Origin of the sequence: Peribacillus sp. YIM B13481 (assembly GCF_042787985.1) — a bacterium.
GTDB classification, from domain to species: domain Bacteria; phylum Bacillota; class Bacilli; order Bacillales; family DSM-1321; genus Peribacillus; species Peribacillus simplex_A.
Map to the genome: position 1 here is coordinate 39048 of NZ_JBHZPE010000013.1, position 14303 is coordinate 53350.

Sequence of the window (14303 nt, forward strand, 5' to 3'; positions counted from 1 at the left end):
TCGACAAAGAAAAAATGGATAGTCTAAGAGACTATCCAGAGCAGCTGGTTATAAAACTATATAAACATTACCATCTTCTATTTCAACATGGAATGTCTTTACACAACCATTATCAGGTTTTTGGACTTCTCCATTCTTGACACTGATTTTCCAGTCATGCATCGGGCAAAATACATGATCACCACTCACAATGCCTTCCACCAGAACCCCACCTTTGTGTGGGCAACGATTTTCAATAGCCCGGAATTCACCATTTGCTAAATGAAAAAGAGCAATTTCATGAGATCCTATCGTTACTGTTTTCCCCAGGTTTTTTGGCATTTCATTTACGGTTGAGACCTTTATCTTTTGAAGTGTTTTCCTCATTTAGGCTGCCCCCATATTCATTTATTTAATATAGCCGGAATTTTCACTTTTTGAAATAAACCGGTTTGGATCGCATTGCTCTCAATGATTTCTTTCCACGGTTCTTGCAATACGGATAAGGCCTCACCCAAGCGTTGGTTAAGCTCCATCCTATTTTGCTTATCACCAATAATCTCCTTAATGGTATCGAACCCAACACGCTCAACCCAAACCGACGTTCTTTCTAAATAATTGGCAGTCTCTCGATAATGTTGGATGTACGCACCCGTAATTTCAATTACCTCATCACTTGTTTTCACTTTACATAATAATTCAGCAGCTCGTAAATGGGTACCGCCATTGCCGCCAATATAAATTTCCCATGCACCGTCAACACCAACAACACCAAGATCTTTGATACCGGATTCAGCACAATTACGAGGACATGCCGACACAGCCATCTTAACCTTATGCGGTGTGCCTACACGTTCAAATTTCTTCTCCATGGCAATGCCCATACCGATTGAATCTTGGGTGCCAAAACGGCAAAAGTTTTCACCGACACATGTTTTCACAGTTCGAAGCGTTTTTCCATACGCATATCCAGAAGGCATATCCAGGTCGGCCCATACGCTTGGAAGGTCTTCTTTTTCAACGCCGAACAAATCTATTCTTTGACCGCCTGTTACCTTAAGTAACTTAACATTATACTTATCGGCAACATTTGCTATTTTCCGTAATTGATCGGGATTTGTGACGCCGCCATACATTCTTGGCACAACGGAAAATGTACCATCCTTTTGAATATTTGCATGTAGCCTTTCATTGACATAGCGGGATTCTTTTTCATCTTCATAGTCAACAGGATGGATCATGCCTAAGTAATAGTTCAGTGCCGGTTTACATTTAGAGCATCCATCACTTGTATTCCAGCCGAGAACATTCATGACTTCACGAGTATGTGTCAGATTTTTTTCGCGTATTTCGGCACAAACCTCATCTCTTGATAAAGTGGTGCACGTACATATGGATTCCTTCTGGTTTGACTTACTGAAATCAGTGCCTAATGTCAGCTCGAGAATATCACCGACTAACGGCTTACAGCCACCGCATGATCTCGAAGCACTTGTGCAGCCTTTTACTTCCTCAATGCTTGTTAAACCGTTAGATTCGATAGCCGTCACAATATCACCTTTCGTTACACCATTACAACCACAGATGATTTCTTCATTTGACATCGAAGTGACAAGTCTGACACTTGGTTCACTTGTTCCAACATTTAAATACTCAGAAACGTCGGCATTTTTATTGATCATGCTCAATAGGGTATTGCTTTCCTTTGTATCCCCGAATAATACCGCACCAGAAATTTTCCCATTTCGAATCATTACTTTTTTGTAAGTACCATTCCATTCATTAAATTCCTTGATTGATTTGGCTTGTTCATCCTCAAAAATTTCTCCAGCCGAAAATACATCAACACCAGATATTTTTAACTTAGTAGAAAGCACGGACCCCTCGTAAGCTTTGCTTTCCAGTCCGCAAATCCTTTTGGCTAATACTTTGCCCTGTTCATATAGGGGAGCGACCAAACCATACACCATCTCACGGTGTTCCGCACATTCACCAACCGCAAAAATATTCGGAATCTTTGTCTCCATATAATCATTCACGATAATTCCCCGATTGACAGGGATGCCGGAATTTTTGGCCATTGCAACATTTGGTTTAATCCCAACTGCCATGACCACTAAGTCGGCGCTAATTTCCTCGCCATCACTAAAGCGTAATCCTTTGACATCAATTTCACCTAAAACCTCCTGAGTCTGTTTCCCAAGATAAAAATCCATTCCCTGGCTTTCAAGTTCCCTTTGCAGCATTTTTCCTGCTGCTGGATCTAACTGCCTATCCATCAAATATTCCGAAAGGTGAATAACATCTACCTGCATACCTAGATTCAAAAGCCCCCTTGCTGCTTCAAGACCCAGCAATCCTCCACCAATGACAGCAGCCTTTTTGTTATTTTTTGAATATTCAATCATCTTTTCGCAGTCTTCAATATTTCTAAAGGCTGTCACTCCTTTTTTATCAGCCCCCTTTATCGGCAGAATGAATGGGATTGATCCGGTAGCTAAAATTAATCGATCATATGTGACTTCGCGATTAGCATCTGAATATATGATTTGCTTAGTGGTGTCGATGTTCGTGACTGTTTCACCTGAAAAAAGTGTAATATTATTCTCTTTGTACCAGTTCCAATCATTTATTGTAATATCATCTATCGTCGTAGCCCCTTGCAATACATTCGATAGTTGGATTCGATCATAATTCGGATGCGGCTCACTTCCGAAGACAGTCACCTCAAACCTTTCCGGTTGAATTTTCAAAATTTCTTCTATACATCTTACTCCAGCCATACCATTCCCAATGAGTGCCAATTTCTGCTTAGCCATGTTTTGTCCTCCAATAAGGTTTTTTTGAAAGGATGATATGATTGATTATAGGTGACGTCACTTTTTATATCCACCAGTGTGTTATAAATTCTTACATGGTTTTTAAAAAAATAATAATTAATGTTAGTTTTTATTACAAATATTCAGAAAATTAGGATATAATATCCTTATTGATCTAGCATAAATCAAAAATGAGGTGATTTTCATCGTTCAGCAAAAAGAATCTTATATAGATAGAAAGGTAATTTCCATAGGAGTGGTCAGAGAATTAACCGGACTATCCGATAGACAAATCCGGTATTATGAAGAAAGAAAACTCGTTTTCCCCGAAAGGTCTAAGGGTGGTAACCGTAAATACTCTTTTTCCGACGTCAAGGCATTAGTGGAAATCGCCGATAAAATAGAGGATGGAGTGCAAACCCATGAAATTAGACAGGAAAAATTAAAAGAGAAAAGAAAAATTGAACAGGAAAAAATGCGAAAAAAAATGCTGCAGGGCCAAATAAATGCACACTTTGGCATGCGTAATTGATTTTCTAAGCAACCGTTATAATTAACCGATTCAATAAGTACTTTAACTGTCCATAAACCCTTGGCTTTTTTAAAAAATAGCAGTTAACATTGTTAAACTGGACATGATGACCTTCATGTCCAGTTTTCCATTTTCATTACAGTAAAAGTTTTCTAGGTAATCATTCCTTTTCTAAGCGAACTCCCTATCTTTTGTTTTCTCGGAAAACCATGATAATTTCTCGGATAAATTCACCACTTCTCCTATTACAATCATAGCGGGATTGGCAACCTGCTCTCTTGTAACGATCGCCACTATTGAATCGATTGTTCCTGTAATAGTTCGTTGAAAACCTGTCGTTCCTTGTTCGATGACTGCAATGGCAGTTTCAGGCTTCATTCCGCAGGAGCGTAATTGTTTACAGATATATGGAAGGTTTTTCATACCCATATAAATAACAATGGTGTCAACACCATGTGTCAAGTGATGCCAGTTGATGTTATCAGGTTTGCCGGTCACGCAGTGTCCTGTGACAATTGCGAAGGAACTCCCCCATTCCCTGTGAGTCAGGGGAATTCCAGCATAAGCTGGCGCAGCGATTCCAGATGTGATTCCAGGGACTATTTCAAATTGAATTCCATGCTTTGCTAGCACTTCTGCTTCCTCACCGCCTCGACCAAAAATGAAAGGATCCCCCCCTTTTAGACGAACAATCGTTTTTCTCTCCATTGATTTACTTATTAACAATTGATGAATGCCCTCCTGAGGGACACAATGTATCCCAGGCGCTTTACCGCAATAAATGTATTCAGCTCCAGGTTTACCGTATAAAAGCAATTCACGATTTACCAATCGATCATACAAGATGACATCCGCTTCCGCGATGCATTTGATTGCCTTGACAGTAATTAAGTCCGGATCACCAGGTCCGGCACCAACTATATAGACCTTACCTTTTTCCATCCTTTATCCCCTTTTGTTGTTTAGTCATGTAAGCCTATGTGATTAGGCTCAACTATTCGATTATGATCGAACCAAAAAAATTGTCATGAATGGGAAGAAAGCCTCCCCTTAATGAGACGTTAACTCTAATATAGGATGTACTTTTACAGCACTTACTTTAAAGCCAGGCATTTTGCATGTCGGGTCTAAAGCCTGTGAAACGAGTCGATTGACATTTTGTGAGTCTGCCCAATGAAAAGGAACGAATATGGTATCATGGCGAATGGTTGCTGACCATTTGCTTCTTACAACAATACTTCCCCGCCTTGATTCGATTTTCACCAAAATATTGTCTGGAATATGATATTTCTTGGCTGTTTCCGGATGGATTTCCATATATGATTCAAAATTTCTTGCTGCTAATGATGAGCTTTTTCCCGTTTGTACTCCTGTTAAATAATGTGACATGATTCTTCCTGTCGTTAAATAAAGTGGAAAATCCGTACATGGCTGTTCTTTTGGAACAAGAGGCACATTATTAACCACAACCATGGCCGCCTTTCCATCTGGGTGGGCAAAAGACATTTCGAATAACCTTTTTGTCCCTTTATGGTCAATGGATGTGCATGGCCACAAAATGCCTCCTTCTTTTCTTAATCGATCATACGTTATACCATAATAATCAGCGTTTCCCCCGCTGCTTGCCACTCTTAACTCTTCGAAAATCTCATTTGCTGATTGAAAGGGAAAATGCTCCTCTTCTCCTAGAACTTTTGCTATATCACAAATGATTTGCCAATCATGCTTCACTTCCCCAGGTGATGAAAAACTTGCTTCCCGCAACGTTACCCGTCCTTCTAAATTTGTCATCGTTCCCTCATCCTCTAAATAAGACGAAGTAGGTAAAATTAAATCAGCCAATCTAGCAGTTTCAGAAACGAACATATCCACTGCGACAAGAAACTTTAATTTTTTCAAAGCCTTTTTGACAAAGTTAGCATTGGGATTTGAAACAATTGGGTTGGAACACATTAAAAACATGCCGGTAATTTCCCCTTCATTAATCTTCTCTATCATTTCGTATGCTGAGACACCTTTACGAGGCAAATCAGCCTCATCGATTCCCCATATTCTTGCAATATGTAATCTGTGCTCCTCATTTTCAATCATACGATACCCCGGAAGCTGGTCTGCCTTTTGGCCATGCTCTCTTGCTCCCTGCCCATTCCCCTGTCCAGTAATAGCTCCATATCCCGAATTCACTTTTCCAATTTTCCCTGTAACAATAAGAATATTAAGAAAATTACGAACGGTAGCTGAACCATCTGTTTGCTGCTCAACGCCCCTTGCTGTAAAAATCATTCCTGATTCTTCTTTCCCGAACATTGCAGCCGCTTTTTGAATTTGGTCGCTAGGAACCCCTGTCATTTCTCCAATTTCCTCCAACTTTAAAGATGTAACATACTCTTTAACTTCGTTGTAGCCATTTGCACGTTCCCGGATAAATGCTTCATCAATCAAATCCTCTTCTATGATCACTTTCAATAATCCGTTTGCCAAGGCGGCATCCATCCCTGGTTTTACTTTTAGATGTAAGTCAGCCATTTTCGTTGTTGTTGTTTCTCGTGGATCTACAGCAATAATATATGCACCATTTTGTTTCGCTTTCTCAAAGTACGGCATGATTGTCGGCTGACATTCCGCAATATTCGTGCCTGCCAAGATAATGCACTTTGTGTTCGGAATCTCTGATAAGCTGTTGGTTAGGCCTCTGTCCATACCAAACGTTTGGCTTGCTGCCGAAGCAGCTGCGGACATGCACAATCGGCCATTATAATCTATATACTTTGTTTTTAATGCTACTCTAGCAAATTTCCCAAGCAAATATGCTTCTTCATTTGAAATGGATGCACTCCCATAAACAGATAATGCATTTACACCATCTTCTGCTTGGATCTTAGTGAAATTCTCCTTAATGTGATTTAATGCTTCCTCCCAAGATATGCGAATAAATTCACCATTTTTTTTAAATAATGGGTATTTAATTCGATCTTTATGCAGAGCATGTTGGTGTGCATTCATTCCTTTAATGCATAAGCGCCCCTCTGAGGTTGGATTGTCTTTTCCAATCGTCATATACTTTTTTCTTGTCACTATTTTTTGTTCCAACAGCTGCATCTTACATTGCATGCTGCAATATGGACATTGTGTATCATAGCGTTTCTCTGATTGGACCTCTTGTTGCTTCGTGCGGAAATACTTTAACAATAATTCGGTCAAGGCTCCTCACCCTTTACTCATGGATTTCTTTAGATAACAACCCGTTAGTTTTAGACGTGCCTCAAAAGGTACTTTCCACTTTGTTCCTTCTCTGATTTAAGCCATTTCCAATCGTTGAGATAGTTGCTGACTAAGTTCATTATCAAACAATACTTCTCTAACATGAATTAAACCCACCCGTTCAATCCATTGCCAAGTCCGTTCTAAATAATTGGCTGTTTCCCGATAATATTGAATAAAGCCGATGATGATTTCAATTGCTTCTTCATTTGTCCCAACTACACATAACAGTTCACCGGCACGAACATTCCGCCCGCTGCTTCCGCCCACATATATTTCCCAGCCCCTTTCAATGCCCATAACACCTATATCTTTCGTTGTTGATCCTGCACCGTTATGCATACAAGCAGATATGCCCATCTTTATCCGGTAAGGTGTTGATACATGCTCCAATCTTTTTTCCAAATCTACTGCAAGTAAAAGGGATTGCTTTTTATCACAAGAACAAACATGTTCACCGATACATGTTTTGACGTTTTGAACGGTGTTACCATATTTCGAACTTAACGGCATGTCTAAATCAGCCCACACACCTGGGAGATCTTCTTTTTTCACACCCATTAAATGAATCCTTTGTTCACTTGTTACCACCACCTGGGATATATCATATTTAACTGCAACATTTGCAATTTTTCGCAAGTCTTTCGCATTCGTCATCCCGCCGTACATTTGCGGGATAACAGAGTATCGGCTATCACTTTGAACTGTTGCATTCTTTTGTTCGTTTATGAAAAGAGTTTGCTGTCTGATCTCGTACTCTGGATGAATCATCCCTAAATAATAACTCAGGGCTGGCCGGCATGTTGAACAACCTCCTGTATTTTCCCATCCAAGAACATCCATCGCCTCTCGGACGGATGTTAAATCTTGGAGCTGCATTTTGTACACGACTTCATCTTCCGTTAATGTCGTGCATGAACACAATGCAGTTTGTTCATTAGCCTGATCAAAAAGATCACCTTGAATATATGCCAAAAGCTCGGTCACTGCAGGCTTACATCCTCCGCATGAATCTGAAGCCTTTGTGCATTGTTTAACTTGTTCCACTGTTGTTAATCCCTTATTTTGAACCGCTCCAATGATTGCCCCCTTTGAAACAGCATTACAATTACAAATGATTTCATGATTTGCCATAGAAGCGATTAATCCCTCAGCCATACTAGGTGATTGGAACAGAGCATGCTTTTCCACTGACGATACTTCTTGCCGCTTTAAAATCATATCGAGTATTCGTGAACTGACCTTTGTATCTCCATACAGCACAGCACCTATGATTTTTCTTCCTTGAATAACCACCTTTTTATAGACACCATCTAATTCATCAAAAGTTGTGATTGATTTCGTTGTTTCATCACCAAGGAAATCTCCAACAGAGAATAACTCAACTCCTGATATTTTCAACTGGGTGGAAAGGACCGAACCTTGGTATCCGGTGCATTTCATCTCACAAATATGCTTTGCCAGCACTTCACCCTGTTCATATAGGGGTTTCACCAGTCCATAAACAATTCCGTGATGTTCAACACATTCACCAACCGCATAAATATTTGGGATGCTGGTTTCTAAATAGTCGTTTACAATAATGGCACGATTTGTATCAATTCCGCTTTCTTTGGCCAACTGAATATTCGGTCTAACTCCCGCAGCCATAACGACTAAATCTGCTTCCACCTCCGTTCTATCTTTAAAACGGACACGCTCTACACGCTCGTTACCGATTATCTCCTGAGTTTCCTTTTTTAAAAGAAAGTTCATTCCCTGGTTTTCCAACTCTTTTTGCAGCAAAAGTGATGCCGTTGAATCAAGCTGCCTTTCCATTAAATGGTCAGCAATATGAACGACATTCACTTCCATACCAAGGTTTAACAACCCTCTCGCTGCTTCTAAACCTAATAAACCGCCTCCGATGACGACTGCTTTTTTATGCTTGCGCGAAGTTTCAATCATCTTTTGGCAATCTTCAATCGTCCGAAATGCAATGACTCCTTCCTTATCAACACCGGTAACAGGAAGAATAAATGGGATAGAACCTGTGGCAATTATCAGCTTATCGTAGTAAACTTCCCGTTCTTTGTCTGTTTTTATCTTCCGAGTCTCTTTATCGATTTTCACAACCGTTTCCCCTGTAAACAATTGGATATTATTCTTTGTATACCAGTCCCTATCATTTATCGTAATATCTTCAAACGAAGTGTTGCCTTGAAGCACAGTCGACAATAAGATTCTGTTATAGTTAACGTGTGGTTCACTACCGAAAATAGTAATTTCAAATGCAGTCGGATCCTTACTTATAATTGACTCAACGCAGCGTAATCCCGCCATTCCGTTCCCTACTAAAACCAGTTTTTGTTTATACATTTTCTCCCCCCAAACAAGTACTGTAACAAGCCAATATAACTAGTAAACAAAGTTCTAAATTTTAACTGAATTCTTTCCGAGTACCCACGTTTTTTTCCATGAAAGCTGAGCTAGGCCCAGGATAAGCAACGCTACGATTCCAACTGCGGAAAATACTAAAAATCCAGTAGCATATGTGCCAGTAATCTGTTTCAACGTGCCTAGTATGTTTGGAACCAAGAATCCGCCAACACCTCCGGCAGCTCCTACAATCCCTGTGATAAAACCAATTTCTATAGAAAATCGCTGTGGAACTAACTGAAAGACAGCCCCGTTGCCCATACCGAGAAATAGCATTCCGATGAATAGGAGGATCGTAACGAAAGTAAGAGAAAAAAGAAAACTAATCCCAAACATACATATTGTGAGTCCAATAAATAAAAACATAAGCAGTTTAACTCCACCTATTTTATCGGCAATAAATCCTCCGACGGGACGAAAGAAACTTCCGGCAATGACACATAATGTAACAAATTCCCCTGCCCTTATTCGTGTTAACCCATACTCATCAACAAAAAAGATGCTTAAAAAGCTAGTAAACCCGACAAAGCCCCCAAAAGTCACACTGTAAAGAATACAGAAATACCAAGTGTCCGTTATTTTAAATACATTGAAATATTCCTTGAGCGGTTTAGCAGGCGGTTGAGATGGTGCGTCTTTTGCGATTAAAATATAAATGACAAACACGATGGTTAAAGGAATCAAAGCTAGTCCCATAACATTATGCCAGCCAATAGACTCTGCAATACGCGGCCCAAACAATGTCGCAAAAAGAGTTCCGCTGTTACCCGCTCCCGCAATTCCCATAGCAAGACCCTGCAAATGCGGGGGATACCAGCGACTAGCCATAGGAAGTGCTGCAGCAAAACTTGCACCTGCCACTCCGAGCAAAATCCCAATTAAATAAAGCTCGGCTAAACTTTCTCCAAATAACCATCCCCAAAAGAGCGGAATCATCGTAACAAGCATCCCGCCGATCGCTGTTTTCCGCGGGCCGATGCGATCGGTCAAATAACCAAGGACGATTCGAAAAACCGAGCCTCCCAAAATCGGAATAGCTACAATCAAGCCTTTTTCGGCTGGAGAAAGTCCGAAATCCTTTGTAATATAGACACCGAGTGCACCTAATAATACCCAAATCATAAAACTGATATCAAAATAAAGGAATGAAGCTAATAATGACGGAGCATGACCGCTTTTTTTCAATTCAGATATTTTCATTTTTCATCTCTCCAATACTTTATTAATTGAATATTCGTTTATTTTACTCTTGTAAAAGCAAGATTTCTTTGTTTATGTAAGAAAACATCACACACTTTTTTTGTAAGTTATTAAATGTGAATACTTTAAAGGAGCTATTGGTCAAAATTTAATAATTTCATTTCGTTTTTCTTATATAAATTGAGTGACTTGAAATGATTACTCTAGATCAACTGGTGCCATCGAACCATTGGTTTCTCTTTCGTGTATGACTTGGTGAAGATTTGTATTCAGAGGTAGGACGCCCAAGTATAGATCCAGTTATTATTGTCTATAACTGCTTCAAACCCAATAAAAAACAAGGTTTCGGTATGAGAGCATTTCGAAACCTTTTTATCTACAAACTGAAAGAGAAGCGTAATACTTAGGCTTCTCTTCGCTACAAACTCTACATTTTTAAATTTATAGCTTAAATAACATGTATACTAGGAATCAATAAGCTGGGCACCGAAAATATTTCTTTTATTAATGATGGCTTCATCTTCATTATAGGGCAGGTTCTTAACATAGCACGAAACAAGGACCTCCTTCATAAGATGTGTTATGAGCGGCATGTAGTAATTTAATAATCAGATTATAGCCGGGGAAAGGTTGGGTGCAATAATATGAGGCAATATCCAATTCATAATAATCCATTTCAAAATCTTCAGGAAAAAGACATGTCTTTTGAAGAGGTATTCGTTCATATTGTAGAATTCATGAAATTAAATCCTTCCGGTGACTATCGATTAATGGTCGGTACAGATTCGCAAGTACATAAGAAACATACAGTGTTCATTACAGGCATCGTGATACGTCAGGTCGGGAATGGTGTATGGGGTTGTATTAGAAAAGTGATGATTCCTAGAAGGATGATGCAATTACATGAACGTATTTCCCATGAATTGTCGTTAACTGAGGAGATCGTATCCATGTTTACGGAAGAAAGAAAAAATCAGTTAATCGATATTGTCCTGCCTGCTGTATATCAAGGGGCAACGTTCATCATGGAAGGGCATATTGATATCGGGATTGGAAAGCGGAACAAAACCAGTGAGTTTGTTAAAGAAATGGTAGCCAGGATGGAATCCATGGGAGTGGAACCTAAAATTAAACCCAATGCTTTCGTTGCTTCAAGCTATGCCAACCGGTATACAAAGCAAGAGTAAATGCCTCCAAAACATGCAAGAAGCCTAAACTGTGAGCAATGGAGCTTTTTGCAAAGTAGGTAAGATGGATGATAATAAATTATATTAGAACAATATAGGTTGGAAATTTCCTGTTCTTTTTTTCAAGCTAAAAGTTGTACATATATTCCTCTCGTACGTTGCTCTGAATAACGCAAAAAAACCGGCCTCAGACGAGACCGGTTTTAACGTTTAAAGATAGAAGCCGTCATTGCCGTATTCAGTAAGAAAGTTTTAAACCACCACTCCTCAAAGTGGGTGTTTGCAGAAAAAATCCTGTTGTCCAAGTCAGTGACGAGGCATAACATTCCTGTTTCAATATAAAACTCCCTATTACAGCTTAAAGGTTAAAACTTAAATATCATAACGAACAGTACAGCTTGTATTGTTATATTACCTGAATTCCTTATATCTTACAATGGTAATGATATCCATACGAATAACCAATCAAATTGGCTTTATCTTGGAATGGACGCCCTATTATCCCTTTATTCCATTAAAGCATTCGTTAGGATCAAACTATTGATCAAAATAACTGATAATATCCACTTGGTCTTTATTTTGTATTTTTTGATTGCCGGGATCTCCATAAAACCTTTTCGCGATTACCTCTAATGCCTTTCTGCTGTTCTCCACTCGTAGATAAGGAACATCCAATCCCTTTATGTCGCGATCGCCAATCACAACCGAAGCGCCCTGACGAATTGCATCTTTAATGTAATTATGGTCATCCTCCTTATATCCGTTAACGGCAACAAAAAGGTATCCATTTTTTATTTCTTTTGAGTTATCGGCGACACCTGTAATGGATATATCTTCAACGTCCTTCGGCAAACCCCAGTTTATTGCTTCATATATTACGTCTTTAAGGATCATTAACTTTTCTCCTTTTTCAATAAGCTATTCACCCTATATTTTGTATAAATCATAATTAACAACATGCCATTATTAGTATTAACAAGTACCCTAAAAATAATTGTTAATATATAATTTGTTTGTTGGTAAAAATTTTTTTCAGGTTGAGTCCGCCAAAATAGATTAAAGCCATTACTAAAAGCCCGTACATTATGAATAAAAAAAAGCAGCATGAATTGGCTGCTTTTCTTTAAAATCAATATGGATATAACTGGTATATCTTCATGTTAAATTGAGATTTTCTCCTCGTTTTCCCCACCCAAGTCAATCACTAAATTTACTATTCTTTTCCCATTACCTATACTTACGATTGAATTTCCAAGGGTTTTGTTTCGTCCTTTTGATTGTACAATGGCAAAATGAAAAACATCCCTAGTATAAAAAAGAAAGCCGCGGTTTCAAATATGGGAACGAGTGAAAATTGCTCTTTCAAAACGCCGGCAGCACTCATGGTCAAAACCATGGAGCCAGTGAACAATGGGCTTAAGATTCCATTGACTCTTCCGATGAAATCGCCTTCGGTCCTCTGTAATATCAATGTATTAATCCCAATTTGAATACAAGGCAGCATCAGTCCATTAAAGAACTCGGCAGTAAGTGTAATCCAAAGGTTTGTTGACAGCCCCATTACCGCTATTCCAATGGCATTCACAAGCATTCCAAATGCTAATAATCTCTGAGGTGCCACCTTTTTGGCAAAAATCATCACTCCTGCTCCGCCTAAAATCATACCAATCCCATTCAACATAAATAACCATTGAAGATTTTCCTTAGGCAGACCCAGTTGTTCGGTAACAAGGAATATCGAGAGCGGCTGAATGAAACCCAGTCCGAGCCCGGCTGCCAGAAAACATAAACCAAGCAGACTCAGTTCTTTTTTTCGCAACACGTAGCTCACTCCGCTTTTCATTTCCTGCCACAATGTTGTTTTGGCCTTTTGTTCATCAAGTTTGCGATCTTTTGGAAGGAAAGCTAGTGCACCAGCTGAAAATAAAAACGCGAGGCCAGTTATAGCAATCGAGATATTGATCCCGAATGATTGGAAGGCAAATGTACCGAGAATCGGACCTAAAACCATAAATACTGCGAAAACTGTCTGATAAACTGACATCCCTGTCTGAATTTGACTTTCTGGCAAATGCATTTTAAATAGCTTCATGCCTGATGGCTGAGAAAATTGAGAAAGTATCGCCGAAATCAAAGTTGCAAAAAACACCATTTTCCAACTTCCGAAGATAAGCGTGATAAGCACAGCAAATACGGATATTGCACTTAAAATATCACACCAAACCATCGTTCTTTTCGGACTCCAGCGGTCAGCGAACGTCCCTCCAATAAATGAAAAAATAAAAATGGGTGCGAATTCCGCTACTGAAATCATTGAAATGGCAAAGGCATCCCCATTTGTCTTTTCCATGACGAATAACAAAACTGCAAAATTCCGCACCCATATCCCTATTTGTAAAAACAAGCCTGAAAAGATGATGGCCCGAAATACACGATTTGTAAATAAGTTAGGTTCCTTATTACTCAATGTTACAGATGAGTTTTTTCCCAATATAAAAACCTCCTGTGAAATATCTGGACAGGAGGCAGTACAATACAAATTTAAAAAGGCATAATATCCCTAATTGAAGGAACACAATGATCTTTGTTTGTATTTTAATGTACAGACTAATCCTATCCAGAAAAAAAGATCGTATTTAAAACGCATTTTTTCTTAAAGAATAGGATTAAATGATCATTGTTTAACCGTTCCCCTTCCATTTTATGCTAAAATCATAATAATCCATTTAATCTGAAAAATCAAGATAAAAATTCAATGATAATCCTTTTTTGGATCAGACTTGTTCATTTTCTTATTCAAAAAGAACTTCCTTTAAAAGAACACCCTTTTATATCGTAAGTTTTCAGGGTTATTGCTGATTGGTGCTTCTGCACTTTGTTCCACTTTGCCACAATTTTTTTCATGAC

The 14303-nt window shown here is 38.9% G+C and carries 10 protein-coding genes and 1 other RNA gene; 2 read left to right on the forward strand and 9 right to left on the reverse strand.

Annotated features, from left to right (window positions below):
* Positions 1-48: 48 nt before the first annotated feature.
* Together nirD and nirB (ACFX4X_RS10250) are read right to left on the reverse strand one after the other, a co-directional pair.
* A complete protein-coding gene (gene nirD, locus ACFX4X_RS10245; RefSeq protein WP_284470743.1) occupies positions 49-366 on the reverse strand; it encodes a nitrite reductase small subunit NirD in 318 nt (105 codons plus the stop codon).
* Positions 367-383: 17 nt separating this feature from the next.
* Positions 384-2798 (reverse strand): nitrite reductase large subunit NirB, encoded by a 2415-nt coding sequence (nirB, locus tag ACFX4X_RS10250; protein WP_377383224.1) that lies wholly within the window; start codon positions 2796-2798, stop codon positions 384-386.
* Between the two features lie 205 nt (positions 2799-3003).
* Here nirB (ACFX4X_RS10250) and ACFX4X_RS10255 point away from each other — a divergent pair, with 205 nt between their 5' ends.
* Complete coding sequence (locus ACFX4X_RS10255) at positions 3004-3330, forward strand: MerR family transcriptional regulator (RefSeq protein ID WP_483878233.1); 327 nt, start codon at positions 3004-3006, stop codon at positions 3328-3330.
* Positions 3331-3501: 171 nt separating this feature from the next.
* On the opposite strand, the gene cobA is transcribed toward ACFX4X_RS10255, so the two are convergent.
* The 4 genes from cobA to ACFX4X_RS10275 all read right to left on the reverse strand — a co-directional run bounded on the left by cobA (position 3502) and on the right by ACFX4X_RS10275 (position 10209).
* Positions 3502-4272, reverse strand: a complete 771-nt coding sequence (gene cobA / locus ACFX4X_RS10260; RefSeq protein WP_377383226.1) for a uroporphyrinogen-III C-methyltransferase — start codon at positions 4270-4272, stop codon at positions 3502-3504.
* A 108-nt stretch (positions 4273-4380) separates the two neighbouring features.
* A complete protein-coding gene (gene nasC, locus ACFX4X_RS10265) occupies positions 4381-6531 on the reverse strand; it encodes an assimilatory nitrate reductase catalytic subunit NasC (RefSeq protein ID WP_377383228.1) in 2151 nt (716 codons plus the stop codon).
* A 96-nt stretch (positions 6532-6627) separates the two neighbouring features.
* Positions 6628-8949 (reverse strand): nitrite reductase large subunit NirB, encoded by a 2322-nt coding sequence (gene nirB / locus ACFX4X_RS10270; RefSeq protein WP_377383230.1) that lies wholly within the window; start codon positions 8947-8949, stop codon positions 6628-6630.
* 54 nt (positions 8950-9003) lie between these two features.
* Positions 9004-10209, reverse strand: a complete 1206-nt coding sequence (locus ACFX4X_RS10275; RefSeq protein WP_377383232.1) for a nitrate/nitrite transporter — start codon at positions 10207-10209, stop codon at positions 9004-9006.
* Positions 10210-10853: 644 nt separating this feature from the next.
* On the opposite strand from ACFX4X_RS10275, the gene ACFX4X_RS10280 reads away from it, so the two are divergent.
* On the forward strand, positions 10854-11396 hold the full coding sequence (locus ACFX4X_RS10280; RefSeq protein ID WP_089362260.1) for a ribonuclease H-like YkuK family protein: 543 nt from the start codon (positions 10854-10856) through the stop codon (positions 11394-11396).
* A gap of 216 nt (positions 11397-11612) precedes the next feature.
* Here the strand turns inward: ACFX4X_RS10280 and ssrS are convergent.
* From ssrS to ACFX4X_RS10295, 3 genes are all read right to left on the reverse strand, one after another.
* A non-coding RNA gene (gene ssrS / locus ACFX4X_RS10285) (6S RNA) lies at positions 11613-11799 on the reverse strand.
* 134 nt (positions 11800-11933) lie between these two features.
* The gene (locus tag ACFX4X_RS10290) at positions 11934-12290 is read right to left on the reverse strand and encodes a Mur ligase domain-containing protein (RefSeq protein ID WP_377383234.1); all 357 of its coding nucleotides are present in this window, start codon (positions 12288-12290) and stop codon (positions 11934-11936) included.
* A 343-nt stretch (positions 12291-12633) separates the two neighbouring features.
* Positions 12634-13887: an MFS transporter gene (locus ACFX4X_RS10295; RefSeq protein ID WP_284470736.1), complete on the reverse strand. Its 1254-nt coding sequence runs from the start codon at positions 13885-13887 to the stop codon at positions 12634-12636.
* Positions 13888-14303: the final 416 nt, after the last annotated feature.

Coding starts and splice junctions, on each gene's coding strand:
- nirB (WP_377383224.1), bottom strand. CDS start 2,798: ATGGCTAAGCAGAAATTGGCACTCATTGGGAATGGTATGGCTGGAGTA.
- nirB (WP_377383230.1), bottom strand. CDS start 8,949: ATGTATAAACAAAAACTGGTTTTAGTAGGGAACGGAATGGCGGGATTA.
- ACFX4X_RS10290 (WP_377383234.1), bottom strand. CDS start 12,290: ATGATCCTTAAAGACGTAATATATGAAGCAATAAACTGGGGTTTGCCG.
- ACFX4X_RS10280 (WP_089362260.1), top strand. CDS start 10,854: ATGAGGCAATATCCAATTCATAATAATCCATTTCAAAATCTTCAGGAA.
- cobA (WP_377383226.1), bottom strand. CDS start 4,272: ATGGAAAAAGGTAAGGTCTATATAGTTGGTGCCGGACCTGGTGATCCG.
- ACFX4X_RS10275 (WP_377383232.1), bottom strand. CDS start 10,209: ATGAAAATATCTGAATTGAAAAAAAGCGGTCATGCTCCGTCATTATTA.
- nirD (WP_284470743.1), bottom strand. CDS start 366: ATGAGGAAAACACTTCAAAAGATAAAGGTCTCAACCGTAAATGAAATG.